This window comes from Phyllobacterium sp. SL163, from assembly GCF_049896885.1.
Classification (GTDB): domain Bacteria; phylum Pseudomonadota; class Alphaproteobacteria; order Rhizobiales; family Rhizobiaceae; genus Phyllobacterium; species Phyllobacterium calauticae.
The window spans coordinates 347,047-362,280 of sequence record NZ_JAFCVE010000004.1 but is presented as its reverse complement, the minus strand read 5'-3'; the positions used below and the strand labels follow the sequence as shown (position 1 = coordinate 362,280).

Sequence of the window (15,234 nt, the reverse complement as noted above, 5' to 3'; positions counted from 1 at the left end):
ACCGGAGAGGACCAACAATATGAACGCTCAAAATCTAGCCTCCGGCTCGGCATATTTCATTGCCAAGGAGACGGAGCTACCGATCACCACGGTGCTATCGGTTCTCGTTGACAACGAACCCGGCGTCCTTGCCCGGGTGATCGGCCTGTTTTCCGGCCGCGGCTACAACATTGAAAGCCTGACCGTCTCGGAAACCGAGCATGAACAACACCTGTCGCGCATCACCATCGTGACGCGCGGCACCCCGCATGTGCTCGACCAGATCCGCCATCAGCTCGAACGCATCGTGCCGGTGCACCGGGTGGTCGACCTGTCGGTGCGCGCCGACGAGCTTGGCAATGAAAAGCCGATCCAGCGCGAGCTGGCGCTGGTCAAGGTGGCAGGGCTCGGCGAGAACCGCAACGAAGCGCTGCGTCTTGCCGATGCGTTCCACGCCAAGGTGGCGGATGCCACGACGGAACATTTCATCTTCGAAATCACCGGCAAGGGATCGAAGCTCGACCAGTTCATCGCCATCATGAAGCCGCTGGGTCTCGTCGAGATCTGCCGGACCGGTGTCGCCGCCATGAACCGCGGCCCGCAGGGCATGTAGGCTTCAGCGGCAATCGGACTCAGGGATACGCAATTGTATCCCTGACAAGATTGCGATTGAGCGACATGAACCCGAAGCTTAAATCTTCCCCACGCATCAGATCCGGTTTGTCATGTCGCTCGAAATCTTTTTTACGCTCCTCGTTTTTGCCTTCGTCACGTCGATCACGCCGGGGCCCAACAATCTGATGCTGCTCGCGTCCGGGGTGAATTTCGGCTTCCGGCGCACCATTCCGCATATGCTGGGCATCGGCAGCGGCTTCTTTTCGCTGCTGATCGGCGTCGGTCTTGGCCTTGGCGCCCTGATCCAGACCATCCCGCTGGTCTACACGATCCTCAAATTCGCCGGCGGCGCCTATCTGGTCTATCTCGCCTACAAGATCGCGACGTCGCGCTCGCTCGGCACGGTCGATGGCAATGCCCGTCCCATGACATTCCTTGAGGCCGCCGCCTTCCAGTGGGTGAACCCCAAGGCCTGGGTGATGGCAGTGACGGCGATGGCGACCTATACCGCGCCGCAGGCCTATCTCGTCACGGTGCTGATTGTCGGCATTGCCTTCGCTCTGGTCAACGTGCCCTCGGTGTCAAGCTGGGCGGCCTTCGGCCAGTTCATGCGCGGCTGGCTGTCGGACCCGGCGCGGCTGAAATGGTTCAATATCAGCATGGCGGCCTTGCTTGTCGCCAGTCTCTGGCCGATGCTGCGCTGATCTTGCACGAAATGCGGGAGGCGCATAAGTTTCCACCATGTCCCATGATCACGATCACCACCACGACAATGAACTCGATCCCATGGCCGCACGGGTGCGGGCGCTCGAAACGATCCTGACCGAAAAAGGCCTTGTCGATCCCGAGGCGATCCATGCCATTGTCGAGACCTATGAGACCAAAGTCGGTCCCCGCAACGGTGCGAAGGTTGTGGCCAAGGCGTGGGTCGATACGGAATTCAATGCCTGGTTGAGACGCGATGCGACCGCAGCCATCGCGTCGCTGAGCTATACCGGCCGTCAGGGCGAGCATATGCAGGCGGTGTTCAATACGCCGGAAACCCACAATCTTGTCGTGTGCACGCTGTGTTCCTGCTACCCATGGTCGGTGCTCGGCTTGCCGCCCGTCTGGTACAAGTCGCCGCCTTACCGCTCGCGCGCCGTCATCGATCCGCGCGGCGTGCTGGCGGAGTTTGATCTGGTTCTGCCCGATACCACCAACATCCGTGTTTGGGATTCCACCGCCGAGTTGCGCTACCTGATCATCCCGCTGCGCCCGGAAGGCACCGATGGCTGGAGCGAGGAACGGCTGGCCACGCTGGTGACGCGCGATTCGATGATCGGCACGGGGCTCGCCCGTGTGCCGGAGGTGGCATGAACGGGCCGCAGGATCTTGGCGGGCAGATGGGCTTCGGCCCGGTCAATCCGGAGAAGGACGAGCCCTATTTCCATGCGGCGTGGGAAAAGCGGGCGCTGGGTCTGACGCTCGCCGCCGGAGCCATGGGGCACTGGAACATCGACGAAAGCCGCCACGCGCGCGAAAGCCTGCATCCCGCCGACTATTATTCCTCCAGCTATTACGAAATCTGGACCAAGGCGCTGGAAGTGCTGCTGAAGCGCCATGGTTTCGTGACCGATGCGGAGTTGGCGCAGGGTCACTCGCTTGGCAAGGGAACCGAGCACAAGCGCACCCTGCAAGCGGAGAATGTTGCCGCGGTTCTGGCGAAGGGCGGTCCCTGCGACCGTCCGGTCGGACAGGAACCGCGTTTCCATGCGGGCGATCGCGTCAAAACCCGCAACTTCAGCCCCGAAACGCACACGCGGCTGCCGCGCTACGCCCGCGGGAAAACCGGCACGGTGGAAGCCGTGCACGAAGGCTTCGTCTTCCCGGATACCAATGCGCATGGCCAAGGCGAGAACCCGCAATATGTCTACACCGTCGTGTTCGCGGCGGCCGAGATCTGGGGCGAGGGCGCCGATCCGACCCTGACCGTCAGCATTGATGCCTGGGAGAGCTATCTTGAGCCTGCGTGAGTTGATTGCGCATTCGCAAGGGCTGGGCGACGGGATCGATGCGCCGGTTTTTGCCGAGCCGTGGCAGGCGGAAGCCTTCGCCATGGTGCTGGCCCTGCACAGCCGGGGACTGTTCGGCTGGAATGAGTGGGCACAGGCGCTCTCCACCGAACTGAAACGGCCCGGTGCGCTGGAGGACGGCAGTGATTACTACCATCGCTGGGTCGCGGCACTGGAATCCCTCGTTGCGGCCAAGAACGTGGCAAAGTCGACGGATGTTGATGATCTCGCCGCTTCATGGCAACGTGCGGCCCACGCAACCCCGCACGGTCAGCCGATCAGGCTGGAAAATGATCCGGAAAGGTCTTGAGATGCATGGAGCTTTGACGGTCCGCCGCGCAGCGATTGCATGGATGCTTGTGGCAGCGGCCAGTTTTTCCGCGCCTGTCCGGGCGCAGGACGCGCCCTGGCCCGCAACCACCGAACAGGACCTGCGCAAGCTCTTGACCGGCGCGACCATCACCGGCGAAGTCAAGGCGCAGCCGCCGTTCAACTTCACCGAGTTTCTGGGTACAGACGGCAAATCGCGCGGCAAGCTGATCGAATGCTGCAAGCCGGACAAGGTGCTGACCAACGGCATGGCCTATGCGGGCGAGTGGACGCTGGAGCATGACACGCTCTGTCTGCTCTATGAGGGCGAGGAGCAGAAGGTCTGCTGGCGCCTGCAGGTGAAGGGCGACGAATTCCGCATGACCGACACGGAAACCGGTTATTCCGGAACGGGCAAAATCCGTCCGGGAAACCCGGATAATCTATAGTATAAGACAGCATTCACCCATTTTCCTTGCCCTTTGCGGGCGAATCCTGTCAGTCAGGGCCATGCAATTATCACCACAACAGGATGAGGCGCTCGGCGCCGTTTCCAAATGGCTGAAAGACGGGCGCAGCCCGCTTTTTCGGCTTTTCGGCTATGCCGGTACCGGCAAGACGACGCTGGCCCGCTATTTCGCCGAGCATATTGACGGGGACGTGCAGTTCGCCGCTTTCACCGGCAAGGCCGCGCAGGTCCTGCGCTCGAAGGGCGCTGCCAATGCGCGGACGCTGCATTCGCTGATCTATCGCCCGCGCGGCGAAGAGGCTGTCGAGGATGAAACCACCGGCAAGACCAGCATCGCTCCGACTTTCTCACTCAACCGGCAAAGCCCGGTTGCCAAGGCCAAGCTGATCGTCGTCGACGAGTGCTCGATGGTGGATGAGCAGCTCGGCCGCGATCTCATGAGCTTCGGCACGCCCATTCTGGTGCTGGGCGACCCCGGCCAGCTGCCGCCCATATCCGGTGGCGGCTTCTTCACCGAACACGAGCCGGATTTCCTGCTCAGCGAAATCCACCGGCAGGCGCGCGACAACCCGATCCTGCGCCTGGCGCTTGACGTGCGCGAGGGACGTGAATTCGGCTACGGCGATTTCGGTGCTGCCAAGGTCATCTCCAAGAACGAGGTGACGCAGGATCTGGTGCTCGGCGCCGATCAGGTGCTGGTGGGTACGAACCGCACCCGCCGCCGCTACAATCAGCGTCTGCGCGAGCTCAAAGGGTTCAGCGCTTCCTTTCCGCAGGCGGGCGACAAGCTGGTGTGCCTGCGCAACGATCCGGCCAAGGGGTTGCTCAACGGCTCGCTGTGGAAGGTCATGACCTCCTCGCGGGAGACCGTCAAACCCGGCATCAACCTGCTGGTGGCGCCGGAGGATGAAGAGCCGGGCAGGGGCGTTGCCAAGATCAAGCTGCTCAAGGCGCAGTTCGAGGATCCCGATACGGAAATTCCGTGGCAGACCAAGAAGCGCTACGACGATTTCGACTATGGCTACGCGCTGACGACCCACAAGGCGCAGGGCTCGCAGTGGAACGAAGTCGTGCTGTTCGATGAGAGCTTTGCTTTCCGCGATACGCGCGACCGCTGGCTCTACACGGCCATCACCCGCGCGGCCGAACGGCTGACGGTGGTGCGTTAAAGTCTTGTCTGCCGGGAGGGGCGAATATGGATTTGCAGTGGATTGACCGGATAGAAGGCCCCCATCGGCAGGAGCTTCACGCACTCTACCGGAATGAATGGTGGACCAAGAACCGGCAGTTCGACGATGTCGTGCGCATGCTGGATCACTGCGACATTGTCATCGGTTGCTGCGCCGAGGGCAAGCTGGTGGGTTTTGCCCGCGTTCTGACCGACTATGTCTACAAGGCCATGATCTTCGATGTGATTGTTGATGAAAAATTCCGCGGGACAGGATTGGGGCAAAAGATCATGGAGCGCATCAAAGGCCATGAGAAGCTCCAGTCCATGGCAAGCTTCGAGCTTTACTGCCCGGATCGCCTCATCCCGTTCTACGAGAAAATGGGCTTCGCCGCAGGCACATCCTCCCTGCTGCGGCATCAACCCTGACTCCAATCGCGCGTTGCGTTCACTTGAAGAGCGTGTCTTTGTTCTGTGTGATGTGAACAGTCGGCCGGGAGAGTGAGTTCGGTGAGCTTGGTGGCAGGCGAAACCTTTGCGAATGCCCCATTGAGGGAGGCAAGCACCAGCGGCGTCATTGTCTCTGCTGTGCTGCACCTTTTGCTTGTACTGGCTCTCATCGCCTTGGCGAGGCCATTTCGGTTCAATGCGCCCTTGGAAGAGACCATCGATCTTCAGATCGTACCGGCGGCGGCTCCGGAAACAAAACCCGCCGATCTGCCTGTTCTCCCTCCTGCATCCGCGCCGCTTCCCGATGCTCTGCCGGCGCCAAGGCAGGAAGCGGCCTCCGCTGCAATGGAGCAGCCGGCCATGCGCAAAGCGGCGACCATGCTGTCGGCGGGTGTGCTGGCCGATCCACGCAGCCGGCAGACGCGCGAAGCGCTGCCAACGCTGGAACTTGGCACGAGGCTTGAACAGATCTGCAATCTGGAAGCCATGGCGCAAGTGGCGAAATGGGACAAAAGCTTCAAGCCGGATCGGGTCATCGCCTATGCCATGGCCGCTACGAAGGTTAAATCCGGTGTCATAACCGCCACGGGCGCAGCCATGCGCAGCGGTGGAAACTGGTACAACCTGGCGTTCAACTGCGGAATATCGCCGGAAACGCAGCAGGTTCAATCCTTTGAATTCACAGTAGGCAAGTCCATTCCCCGCGAGGAATGGGCCGATCATGCGCTTGCCCCGGTTTATTGAGCAAGGGCCGCGCCTCGCATTCCCATCGACCAGAATCCGGCCTCCAGCCGTGTCGCCACACGGAAACGGCGGTTGAGCGTCTTCCAGCGCCCGGACATTTGCGGTGACGGGCCGAGCCGGGCATGGACACTGCTTTCGATGAGCCGTCCGACCGCGTGACAGGCCTCCTGATAGTCCTTGCCCGCATAGGCATCGATCCAGGGTTGATAGGGATTGCCTGCCGATGCGGTCGCTGCAAGACGCGCGCCGATTTCGCCATAACCCATGACGCAGGGTGCAAGAGCCACAATGAGATCAAGGAAGTCACCCGACAATCCGGCATCGATGACATAGCGGGTATAGGAGAGGTTCTCCGGTTCCTCGTCGGTCTGCAGCAGCCTCTCGCGCGGAATCCCGGCCTTCGCGCATATCTCGATATGCAGCGGCATTTCATGGTTGACCAGTGCATGGACCGTTGCCGATGCCAGCGCCAGTTCCTCATGGCTTTCCGCCTTCAGGACAGCCATGCCCCAGGCCCGCGAGAAGTGGAACAGAAAGATGTAATCCTGGACGAGATAGTGCAGAAAAGCCGTTTGGGGCAGGGAACCGTCGCCGAGGCCGCGCACAAAGGCGTGGTCGACATAGGCGGACCAGTCGGATGCGGCATGCGCGCGCCATTGGGCAAAAAGCGGTGAGGAAAAATCGGATGGGCTCATCAAATCGTACTCTTTGCGGGCAAGAACTTGCGAGGCGAGGGGCGGGCCTGCGAACATCTTTCGGGTCGTACCAGATTCCAATGTTTAATGTTCGTTTTCTGCTGTAAAGATCAGGACAAGAAAAAACATTGGACTTCAGCATGACAGCTTCCCTTTCCGTGAACCTCAATGCAATCGCCATGTTGCGCAACCGCCGCGACCTGCCCTGGCCCAGTGTGATCGGGCTTGGCCGCGTGGCCTTGGCCGGCGGTGCTGCGGGCCTGACCGTGCATCCGCGTCCGGACGAGCGGCATATCCGCTTCTCCGACCTGCCGGAGATCCGCGCCCTGATCGATGACGAGTTTCCGCAGGCCGAATTCAACATCGAAGGGTATCCGACGGCGCAGTTTCTCGATCTCGTCGCCAAGAACGAGCCCGAGCAGGTCACGCTGGTGCCGGACGATCCGGCGCAGGCCACGTCCGATCATGGCTGGGACCTGAAGAAGGACGGCGATTTCCTGGCGCCGATCATCCGGCAGCTGAAACACCAGTCGGCGCGGGTATCCCTGTTCATCGATGCCGATCCGGCTGCACCGGCGCTCGCCAAGGCGCTCGGGGCGGATCGCGTCGAACTCTATACCGGCCCCTATGGCGGTGCGCATGACGATCCGCGCCGCGAGGCACTGGAGCTCGACCGGCTGGCGAAGACCGCTGAAGCGGCGGCGAAGGCGGGCGTTGCCGTCAATGCCGGGCATGATCTGACGGTCGCCAATCTGCCTGCTCTGGTCAAAAGAGTGCCAAATCTGGTGGAGGTTTCCATTGGTCACGGGCTGACAGCCGATGCTTTGACGCACGGTATGTCGCGGGCTGTGGAAAGATTCATGAATGCGCTTCAAGTCTAGTACGTTGATTCGCGTACAGGATTTGCGTTGCCATGCGTTTTTGCATAACGTGGGATGACAGCTATGTTAAAATGGCGATTGATATTGCGGTGCAACACGACTAACTCGTCCGCCCACGCTGTCGGAGCGAGGGAAAACCTGTATGAGTGACCAGCAAGTTGGCGACGAGAACTGTTTAAACGGTACCGCCGCCTATGAACCGGAACCGCATCACAAAGAAGCATTTCCGGTTCTTGTGCTAGGCGCCCTCGGCGTTGTCTATGGCGACATCGGGACAAGCCCGATCTACGCCTTTCGCGAAGCGCTTCATGCCGCATCGCTCGACGGATTCCTGAGCAGGACCGATATTCTCGGTGTTGTCTCCATGATCTTCTGGGCGCTGACCCTGATCGTCACCATCAAATATGTTTTTTTCGTGCTGCGCGCCGACAATGACGGCGAGGGCGGTATCCTGTCGCTGATGGCGCTGGCGCGCTCGAGTTTCAAATCCCGGCCACAGCTCATTCTCGGTCTCGGCATTGTCGGTGCGTCGCTGTTTTACGGCGATGCGGTGATCACCCCGGCCATTTCGGTGCTGTCGGCGGTTGAAGGTCTGGAGATCGTCACTCCGTCGCTGGAACCCTTCGTGGTGCCCATCACGCTGGTCATCCTGCTGACGCTGTTTTCCGTCCAGCGTTTCGGGACGGCGCGCGTTGCCACGATTTTCGGCCCGATCACCCTGTTGTGGTTTCTGGCCATCGGCTTTTTCGGTGCATGGCACCTGTTCGACGATATCAGCATTTTTGCCGCCGCCAACCCGTATTACGCGGTGGATTACATCCTCGAAAACCCGGCAACGGCGTTCCCGACCATCGGCACGGTGTTCCTGGCGGTGACCGGTGCGGAAGCGCTCTATGCGGATCTCGGCCATTTCGGCCGCAAGCCGATTGCCACGGCCTGGGTCTGGGTCGTCTTCCCCTGTCTGCTCCTGAACTATTTCGGTCAGGGCGCCTTCATTCTGGCGCATGGCGAGTCGGCCAAAAACCCGTTCTTCGAAATGTTCCCGCATTGGGCATTGCTGCCGATGGTGCTTCTGGCCACCGCCGCCACCGTCATCGCCAGTCAGGCGGTTATCTCGGGTGCCTATTCGCTGTCGCGCCAGGCGGTGCAGCTCAATCTCCTGCCGCGCCTCAACATCGAACACACCTCCGAGAAGCAGTCCGGCCAGGTTTACCTGCCGCGGGTCAACATGCTGCTCGGCCTCGTGGTTGTCCTGCTCGTCCTTGGCTTCGAGCGCTCGACCAACCTGGCCTCGGCCTACGGCATTGCCGTGACCGGCAACATGCTGGTGACGACGATCCTGCTGTTCATCGTCATGAGCCGCATCTGGAAGTGGCGCCTTTGGGTGGCCGTCAGCCTGACCGTCGGCTTCATCATCGTTGACCTGACATTCGTCAGCGCCAACCTGATCAAGGTTGTCGATGGCGGCTGGGCTTCCCTCGTGGTGGCATTCCTTATCATCCTGGTGATGTTCACCTGGGTCCGCGGCAGCCGTCAGCTGTTCGAAAAGACCCGCAAGGGCGAAGTGCCGCTCGATCTGATCTCGAAGAAGATGGCGCAGAACCCGCCGCCGCTGGTGCCGGGAACCGCCGTGTTCCTGACAGGCGATCCCAAGAGCACCCCGACAGCCCTGATGCACAGCCTGAAACACTACAAGGTGCTGCACCAGAACAATGTGATCCTGACGGTCATCACCGCGCCGTCGCCGCTGGTCAAGAAGAGCGAGCGGGTCAAGATCGAGCCGATCAACGACCTGTTCATGCGCGTCACGCTGACCTTCGGCTATATGGAGCGCCCGAACATTCCGCGCACGCTGGCGATCTGCCGCAAGCAGGGCTGGAAGTTCGACATCATGACCACGTCCTTCTTCCTGTCGCGCCGCTCGCTGAAGGCATCAGCCCGTTCGGAAATGCCGCATTGGCAGGACCGCCTGTTCATCGCGCTGGCGCGCACCGCCAGCGATGCCACGGAATATTTCCAGATTCCGACCGGCCGCGTCGTGGAAATCGGAACACAGGTAAACATCTGAACCGGCGAGACGCGATATCGGGTTGAAAGACCCGCATCGCGTCTGTATGCCCGTTGCAGCAAACGGGCAGGGTCAGATTGAAAAAACAGCGGATTGCCATTGTCGGTGCAGGGCCCGCGGGGCTTGCCACCGCGCTCTATCTTCATCGCGCCGGGCATGATGTCAAACTGCTCGAACGGTTTGCCGCCCCTTCGCCCCTCGGCTCCGGCCTCATCCTGCAACCCACCGGCCTGACGGTGCTTGATGATCTCGGGCTGTTCGACAGCATTTCCGGGCTCGGCAACCAGATCGACCGGCTCTACGGCGCCGATGCCCTGTCCGGCCGGGCGGTGCTGGATGTCCGGTATGCGGCACTGAAAAGCGGACGCTACGGCATTGCCGTGCATCGCGCCGCCCTGTTCGATGTGCTGTACCAGGCGGTGCTGCAGGCGCGTATCGATATCAAGACCAATGTCGACGTCGTCACGATGGACACGGGCAACGGCCGGGCATGGCTGATGGCCAGTACCGGCCGCAGCATCGGCACCTTCGATCTGGTCGTCGATGCCAGCGGCTCGCGCTCGCGGCTCAAGCAGTTTGCCATCCATCCCTGCGAACCGGTGCCACTGACATACGGCGCCTTCTGGACATCGCTGAAATGGCACGGGGAGGGGTTTGACACGCGCTCGCTGCTGCAGCGCTACCGTAGGGCTGGCGTGATGATCGGCGTTCTGCCGATTGGCAGGACCGAGGTGGGCGGCGATGACATGGCGGCATTCTTCTGGAGCACAAAGCCGGATGAAGCGGAGGCTCTGCGCGCTGCGGGGATCGAAAGCTGGAAGGACCGGGTGCTGTCGCTCTGGCCGGAATGCTCGGCCTATACCGATCAGATCGGCGGTTTCGACGATATGACGCTGGCGCGTTATGGCCACCATACGCTGGCCATGCCCGCCGGGCGTCACCTCGCCGTCATCGGCGATGCGGCCCACTCCACCAGCCCGCAGCTGGGGCAGGGCGCCAACATGGCGCTGCTGGATGCGCGGGCACTTGCCCATGCCCTTGCCACATCCACGGCGCTCGATGCGGCGCTGTCCGCCTATGCCGCCTCCCGCCGGACGCATGTACGCGGCTTCCAGGCCCTGTCGCGGGCATTCACCCCGTTCTACCAGTCGGATTCGACCCTGCTGCCCTTTGCACGCGATTGGGTGGTTCCAACCGTGGCGCGTATTCCGCCGGCGCCGCAGCTTCTGGCATCGATGGTATCGGGTACTCTTATCGACCCGTTCCGGCCAATCGGTTTGCAGGAAAAAGCCTGGTTCTAGAAATCTTTTTCATCCCCACTTGCCAAACGATTTTCATGGCTCTAGAACCGAACCGTAACGTACGGTACGGCAAGTGAAGCCGTGAAAACGAATGGAAGAAGCCTCGTGCAATCTGCTGCGGAAGCCAGTGACAGCCCCTTGACAGAGCGTCAGCGCGACGTTCTCGATGCGGCGCTTGGCCTGCTGGTGGAGGCGGGGGACGCGCTGACGATGACCAGCGTGGCGCGCCGCGCCAGCTGTTCGAAGGAAACCCTCTACAAATGGTTCGGCGACCGGGACGGGCTCCTGACCGCGACGGTCCAGTGGCAGGCGTCGAAGGTGCGCGGCGTCACGGTCAGGCGCGACGGACTTGATCTGTCGTCGCTGACCAGCGGGCTGGAACGCTTTGCGTCGGACTGGCTGCGCGTTCTCTCCGGCAAGATTTCCGTGGCACTCAACCGCGTGGCCGTAAGCCATGCGGGCAGCGACAAGCGCGATCTCGGCGCCATCGTCCTGGAGAACGGGCCGTTTGCCATGGCGCGCCGCCTGATGCCGCTGCTCGAGGTCGGGCGTGAAGCCGGACTGCTGGCATTCGACGATACGGAAGAAGCATTTCGCACCTTTTTCGGACTGGTCGTCCGGGATGTGCAAATCCGGTTGCTGCTTGGCGACCGGTTCGAGTTGACTGATGTGGCAATCGACGGCGAGGCCCGGCGCGCGACACAGCAGTTTTTCGCTCTGTACGGAGCTCATACCAACGGGGCCGCTTAAGGCCGCTGTACGCAACGCTGAAGGGAAGAAATCAATGCGCGTATATTATGACCGCGATGCAGACATCAACCTGATCAAGTCGAAGAAGGTTGCCATTATCGGATACGGTTCGCAGGGCCGCGCCCATGCGCTGAACCTGAAGGACTCCGGTGCCAAGGACGTGCGCATTGCCCTGCGTCCAGGCTCTGCCACCGCCAAGAAGGCCGAAGCCGACGGCTTCCAGGTCGTCAGCGTTGCCGAAGCGGCAAAATGGGCCGACCTGATGATGATGGCGACGCCGGACGAACTGCAGGCCGACATCTACAGGGATCACATCGCCGACAACATCCGCGACGGCGCTGCCATCGCTTTTGCCCACGGCCTCAATGTGCATTTCGGCCTGATCGAGCCGAAGAAGACCGTTGACGTTGTCATGATCGCACCGAAGGGCCCCGGCCACACGGTTCGCGGCGAATACCAGAAGGGCGGCGGCGTTCCCTGCCTCATCGCCATCCATCAGGATGCCTCGGGCAATGCGCATGACCTCGCGCTGTCCTATGCCTGCGGCGTCGGCGGCGGCCGTTCGGGCGTCATCGAAACCAATTTCCGCGAAGAGTGCGAAACCGATCTGTTCGGTGAGCAGGTTGTTCTGTGCGGCGGCCTCGTTGAACTGATCCGCGCCGGCTTCGAAACGCTGGTTGAAGGCGGCTATGCGCCTGAAATGGCCTATTTCGAATGCCTGCACGAAGTGAAGCTGATCGTCGACCTGATCTATGAAGGCGGTATCGCCAACATGAACTATTCGATCTCCAACACGGCCGAGTGGGGCGAATATGTCTCCGGCCCACGCATCATCACTGCCGAAACAAAGGCCGAGATGAAGCGCGTCCTGACCGACATCCAGACCGGCAAGTTCACCTCCGACTGGATGCAGGAATACAAGGCCGGCGCATCGCGCTTCAAGGCCATCCGCCGCAACAACGACAAGCACCAGATCGAAGAAGTCGGTGAAAAGCTGCGCGGCATGATGCCATGGATCGGCAGCAGCAAGCTGGTCGACAAAGCCAAGAACTAAGGTCTTCGACCTTTCCGGGAATCAGGCCGATAGAGCGATCTATCGGCCTTTTTTCATTGCAGCGTGCAGGTGCGGCGCGGCCCGCTCAGGGGCTGGTAGGTATTGTCGAAGGCACGGTAGGATTGATAGCGGTCCTGGCAGATCTGCGCCTGGGTGCGGGTCGTCGGCGAGATGATGGGCCGGCGGGTGCGGAAATCGTTGCACCGCGCCGAGCCCGTGCAATTGGGCCCGGCAAGGTTGGCCGGGCTGTCGGTGCCGAGAATCAGCGGCTGCAGTGGAACCGGATCATTGCCGCGCGGGGCCGGACGATAGGGCTGGACCTGCGCAGACGCGGCGCCGAGACCGAGGGTCAGGGCAAGGCCAAAGGCGGCGAGGGCTGTGATCAGGGTCTTCATCATCGTCATGTCCATGCTGTTTTCCCTAATATAGGCCTTTACGCACCCCGCCGCCACCGCCAAGCGGAAATCCCTGCGGTAACGGTTTCGGCACTAGTGGAACGAATTTGACATTCGCGTCGCATTTGACATCGCGCGGTGCATGCGAATGTCAAATTCAAAGTTCCACTAGAGTTATATGGTTGCCAGTGGTCCTTTGATTCTGACATTTGCCTGAATGGCCTGTATCAAAGGAATGCAAATGTCAGAATCGGACCACTGGTTGTAGTGCGGCAATCAGGCTAGGCTCGCACCAACGTCCTGCTTCGACTGTCGGTTTCATAATTCAGGGTATGTGAATGTCTGTACGCATCGCCACATTCAACGTCGAAAATCTGATGAACAGGTTTGATTTCTCCGGCTTCAAGAACAATCTGAACAAGGACCGGACGCTGCAGCTGTTCCAGATCAATGACGAGGAACAGTACCGGCAGCTGGAACAGGCGCGGGCCATCGCCCATGCGGACGACACGCGCCAGTTGACGGCGCTTGCCATCGCCGAAACGCATGCGGATATTCTCTGCCTGCAGGAAGTCGACAATATCGGTGCACTGAATGCCTTCGAGTTCGGCTATCTCTTCAAGATGGTCGGCGAGGGCTATCGGCACAAATACATGCTGGAAGGCAATGACAGCCGCGGCATCGACGTGGCGGTGCTGATGCGCGACCAGACCCGGCACGGTGAGCCGATCGAATTCATCGAAATGACCAGCCATGCCCATGTGACCTATAATGATTTCGGTCTGTACAACGCCGAAATCGCGGCGCTCGGGCTTGAGCCGCATGAGCGCATTTTCAAGCGCGACTGCCTGGAGATCGACGTGCGTATCGGCGGGCGGCCGCTGACGCTGTTTGTCAGCCATTTCAAATCCATGGGGCCGCCGCGCAACGGGCTGGACGGGCGCACCGCCTCCATGCCGGTGCGCGTGGCCGAAGCCAAGGCGGTGCGGCGGATCATCGAGGACCGGTTTGCCGATAGCGGCGGTTCGGCCAGCAAGCATTGGGTGATCTGCGGCGATTTCAACGATTATCGCGAACGCATTGTCATTGGCGGCGATTCGCTGGCCGGATACACGTTTGAGCCGGTGCGCGAGGCGACGAGCAGCGTCGACGTGCTGCTGGACGGCGGGTTCTGCGAAAATCTGGTGGAACGCCGTCCGGTGATGGATCGCTGGACGCTGTACCATACGCGCGGCCCGGAGGAGCGCCACCTGTGCCAGCTCGATTACATCCTCGCGTCGCCCGCATTGGCCAGAACCAACAGCAAGGTTGTGCCCGACATCATCCGGCGCGGCCAGCCATACCGCACGATTTTCCCGCCGGACCAGAAGGTCGAGCTGTTTCCCAGAATCGGCTGGGATCGCCCCAAGGCAAGCGATCACTGCCCCGTTGCCGTCACGTTCAACGTCATCTGACCCATGCACACCATTCCCGAAGCAGCCGTCATCCCGATCCGTCAGGCCATTGTGCGCGTGGAGGAGGGGCCTCTCGCCTACGATGTTCAGCATCGCGCTGACATTGTCGCAAACTGGACACGCGAACTGGCGGCCAATCCCACGCTGTTCGACGGCTCGTTCTTCCTGGCTGAACAGGCAGGGATCGACGCCGATATTTTCCGCGCGGCTTACAGGCGCACCACCTTTGCCACGATGATGCACTGGAAGCGCAACCGCACGGCTGCAAAGCCTTGGCACATCTTCAGCGTCGGGGTCATGGTATCGGCCGACAACAGGCTGATTGCCGGGCAGATGGGCGCCGCGACATCGGCGGCGGGACGGGTGTATTTCCCGGCTGGATCGTTCGATGCGGGCGATCTCGTGGGCGATCAGGTGGATTTCGACGGCAATGCCCAGCGCGAGGTGGCCGAGGAAACCGGCATCGATCTTGGCACCGCATCGCGCCGGGACGACATGGCCTATCTCGTCAGGGTGGAGCGGAGCATTGCCGTGTTCCGGCGTTATTATTTCCGGCAGACCGGGGATGAACTGCTCGCATCCATTCGCGCCACCATTGCCGCCCAGGCCGATCCGGAACTGGACGGCGTCTGTGCCATTTCGGCGGCCGGCGAGATGGGAGAGGCGACGCCGCGGACCTTCGCTACCTTTGGCGACTGGCACTTCAGGTCATGAACCGAGAGAGGCAATGTTGCATTTCTGCCGTGCGTGGTTCGACAAGCTCACCATGAGGGTGAGTGAGGATTGCAGGGCGTTCTATTCTGCTACGTTTGTGATTGAACTTGCAGTCAACCACCTCCCTCATGGTG

18 protein-coding genes are annotated in these 15,234 nt (G+C 61.1%); 16 read left to right on the top strand and 2 right to left on the bottom strand.

All coding sequences use genetic code 11. From position 1 onward, the window contains the following. The first annotated feature begins 19 nt into the window (after positions 1–19). The 9 genes from ilvN to ACP7B1_RS11500 all read left to right on the top strand — a co-directional run bounded on the left by ilvN (position 20) and on the right by ACP7B1_RS11500 (position 5,788). Complete coding sequence (gene ilvN / locus ACP7B1_RS11540; protein WP_346306954.1) at positions 20–592, top strand: acetolactate synthase small subunit; 573 nt, start codon at positions 20–22, stop codon at positions 590–592. Between the two features lie 112 nt (positions 593–704). Continuing rightward, the gene (locus ACP7B1_RS11535) at positions 705–1,298 is read left to right on the top strand and encodes a LysE family translocator (protein WP_346306955.1); all 594 of its coding nucleotides are present in this window, start codon (positions 705–707) and stop codon (positions 1,296–1,298) included. A gap of 37 nt (positions 1,299–1,335) precedes the next feature. After that, complete coding sequence (gene nthA, locus ACP7B1_RS11530) at positions 1,336–1,953, top strand: nitrile hydratase subunit alpha (RefSeq protein ID WP_346306956.1); 618 nt, start codon at positions 1,336–1,338, stop codon at positions 1,951–1,953. Then, complete coding sequence (gene nthB, locus ACP7B1_RS11525) at positions 1,950–2,609, top strand: nitrile hydratase subunit beta (RefSeq protein ID WP_346306957.1); 660 nt, start codon at positions 1,950–1,952, stop codon at positions 2,607–2,609. Before nthA ends, nthB begins: the two co-directional genes overlap by 4 nt. Continuing rightward, the gene (locus tag ACP7B1_RS11520) at positions 2,578–2,958 is read left to right on the top strand and encodes a nitrile hydratase accessory protein (RefSeq protein WP_426136919.1); all 381 of its coding nucleotides are present in this window, start codon (positions 2,578–2,580) and stop codon (positions 2,956–2,958) included. Before nthB ends, ACP7B1_RS11520 begins: the two co-directional genes overlap by 32 nt. Beyond that, positions 2,939–3,406: a hypothetical protein gene (locus ACP7B1_RS11515; RefSeq protein WP_426136918.1), complete on the top strand. Its 468-nt coding sequence runs from the start codon at positions 2,939–2,941 to the stop codon at positions 3,404–3,406. Before ACP7B1_RS11520 ends, ACP7B1_RS11515 begins: the two co-directional genes overlap by 20 nt. Positions 3,407–3,467: 61 nt before the next feature. Further along, on the top strand, positions 3,468–4,595 hold the full coding sequence (locus ACP7B1_RS11510) for an ATP-dependent RecD-like DNA helicase (protein ID WP_346306960.1): 1,128 nt from the start codon (positions 3,468–3,470) through the stop codon (positions 4,593–4,595). A 26-nt stretch (positions 4,596–4,621) separates the two neighbouring features. Beyond that, positions 4,622–5,023, top strand: a complete 402-nt coding sequence (locus ACP7B1_RS11505; RefSeq protein ID WP_346306961.1) for a GNAT family N-acetyltransferase — start codon at positions 4,622–4,624, stop codon at positions 5,021–5,023. Positions 5,024–5,104: 81 nt separating this feature from the next. Further along, positions 5,105–5,788 carry a DUF930 domain-containing protein gene (locus tag ACP7B1_RS11500; protein WP_346306962.1) on the top strand — a complete coding sequence of 228 codons (684 nt, stop codon included), beginning with the start codon at positions 5,105–5,107 and terminating at the stop codon, positions 5,786–5,788. On the opposite strand, the gene ACP7B1_RS11495 is transcribed toward ACP7B1_RS11500, so the two are convergent. Next, positions 5,782–6,483 carry a TenA family protein gene (locus ACP7B1_RS11495; RefSeq protein ID WP_346306963.1) on the bottom strand — a complete coding sequence of 234 codons (702 nt, stop codon included), beginning with the start codon at positions 6,481–6,483 and terminating at the stop codon, positions 5,782–5,784. The two genes, ACP7B1_RS11500 and ACP7B1_RS11495, sit on opposite strands and share 7 nt — an antisense overlap. Positions 6,484–6,623: 140 nt before the next feature. Here ACP7B1_RS11495 and ACP7B1_RS11490 point away from each other — a divergent pair, with 140 nt between their 5' ends. From ACP7B1_RS11490 to ilvC, 5 genes are all read left to right on the top strand, one after another. Next, the gene (locus tag ACP7B1_RS11490; protein WP_346306964.1) at positions 6,624–7,364 is read left to right on the top strand and encodes a pyridoxine 5'-phosphate synthase; all 741 of its coding nucleotides are present in this window, start codon (positions 6,624–6,626) and stop codon (positions 7,362–7,364) included. A 142-nt stretch (positions 7,365–7,506) separates the two neighbouring features. Further along, positions 7,507–9,432, top strand: a complete 1,926-nt coding sequence (locus ACP7B1_RS11485; RefSeq protein ID WP_223612784.1) for a potassium transporter Kup — start codon at positions 7,507–7,509, stop codon at positions 9,430–9,432. Between the two features lie 77 nt (positions 9,433–9,509). Further along, a complete protein-coding gene (locus ACP7B1_RS11480) occupies positions 9,510–10,733 on the top strand; it encodes an NAD(P)/FAD-dependent oxidoreductase (protein ID WP_346306243.1) in 1,224 nt (407 codons plus the stop codon). A gap of 105 nt (positions 10,734–10,838) precedes the next feature. Further along, positions 10,839–11,483 carry a TetR/AcrR family transcriptional regulator gene (locus ACP7B1_RS11475; RefSeq protein ID WP_346306242.1) on the top strand — a complete coding sequence of 215 codons (645 nt, stop codon included), beginning with the start codon at positions 10,839–10,841 and terminating at the stop codon, positions 11,481–11,483. Between the two features lie 34 nt (positions 11,484–11,517). Then, on the top strand, positions 11,518–12,537 hold the full coding sequence (gene ilvC / locus ACP7B1_RS11470) for a ketol-acid reductoisomerase (RefSeq protein ID WP_346306241.1): 1,020 nt from the start codon (positions 11,518–11,520) through the stop codon (positions 12,535–12,537). Between the two features lie 53 nt (positions 12,538–12,590). Here ilvC and ACP7B1_RS11465 read toward each other — a convergent pair whose 3' ends face one another. After that, positions 12,591–12,947, bottom strand: a complete 357-nt coding sequence (locus ACP7B1_RS11465; RefSeq protein ID WP_346306240.1) for a BA14K family protein — start codon at positions 12,945–12,947, stop codon at positions 12,591–12,593. Positions 12,948–13,270: 323 nt separating this feature from the next. Between ACP7B1_RS11465 and ACP7B1_RS11460 the strand changes: the two genes are divergently transcribed. Beyond that, positions 13,271–14,386 carry an endonuclease/exonuclease/phosphatase family protein gene (locus tag ACP7B1_RS11460; protein WP_346306239.1) on the top strand — a complete coding sequence of 372 codons (1,116 nt, stop codon included), beginning with the start codon at positions 13,271–13,273 and terminating at the stop codon, positions 14,384–14,386. Positions 14,387–14,389: 3 nt separating this feature from the next. Beyond that, the gene (locus ACP7B1_RS11455) at positions 14,390–15,100 is read left to right on the top strand and encodes an NUDIX hydrolase (protein WP_346306238.1); all 711 of its coding nucleotides are present in this window, start codon (positions 14,390–14,392) and stop codon (positions 15,098–15,100) included. Positions 15,101–15,234: the final 134 nt, after the last annotated feature.

Excerpts from the sequence above, each read along its gene's own strand:
- ilvN (WP_346306954.1), top strand. The coding sequence starts at position 20 with ATGAACGCTCAAAATCTAGCCTCCGGCTCGGCATATTTCATTGCCAAG.
- ACP7B1_RS11535 (WP_346306955.1), top strand. The coding sequence starts at position 705 with ATGTCGCTCGAAATCTTTTTTACGCTCCTCGTTTTTGCCTTCGTCACG.
- nthA (WP_346306956.1), top strand. The coding sequence starts at position 1,336 with ATGTCCCATGATCACGATCACCACCACGACAATGAACTCGATCCCATG.
- nthB (WP_346306957.1), top strand. The coding sequence starts at position 1,950 with ATGAACGGGCCGCAGGATCTTGGCGGGCAGATGGGCTTCGGCCCGGTC.
- ACP7B1_RS11520 (WP_426136919.1), top strand. The coding sequence starts at position 2,578 with ATGCCTGGGAGAGCTATCTTGAGCCTGCGTGAGTTGATTGCGCATTCG.
- ACP7B1_RS11515 (WP_426136918.1), top strand. The coding sequence starts at position 2,939 with ATGATCCGGAAAGGTCTTGAGATGCATGGAGCTTTGACGGTCCGCCGC.
- ACP7B1_RS11510 (WP_346306960.1), top strand. The coding sequence starts at position 3,468 with ATGCAATTATCACCACAACAGGATGAGGCGCTCGGCGCCGTTTCCAAA.
- ACP7B1_RS11505 (WP_346306961.1), top strand. The coding sequence starts at position 4,622 with ATGGATTTGCAGTGGATTGACCGGATAGAAGGCCCCCATCGGCAGGAG.
- ACP7B1_RS11495 (WP_346306963.1), bottom strand. The coding sequence starts at position 6,483 with ATGAGCCCATCCGATTTTTCCTCACCGCTTTTTGCCCAATGGCGCGCG.
- ACP7B1_RS11490 (WP_346306964.1), top strand. The coding sequence starts at position 6,624 with ATGACAGCTTCCCTTTCCGTGAACCTCAATGCAATCGCCATGTTGCGC.
- ACP7B1_RS11485 (WP_223612784.1), top strand. The coding sequence starts at position 7,507 with ATGAGTGACCAGCAAGTTGGCGACGAGAACTGTTTAAACGGTACCGCC.
- ilvC (WP_346306241.1), top strand. The coding sequence starts at position 11,518 with ATGCGCGTATATTATGACCGCGATGCAGACATCAACCTGATCAAGTCG.
- ACP7B1_RS11465 (WP_346306240.1), bottom strand. The coding sequence starts at position 12,947 with ATGGACATGACGATGATGAAGACCCTGATCACAGCCCTCGCCGCCTTT.
- ACP7B1_RS11460 (WP_346306239.1), top strand. The coding sequence starts at position 13,271 with ATGTCTGTACGCATCGCCACATTCAACGTCGAAAATCTGATGAACAGG.
- ACP7B1_RS11455 (WP_346306238.1), top strand. The coding sequence starts at position 14,390 with ATGCACACCATTCCCGAAGCAGCCGTCATCCCGATCCGTCAGGCCATT.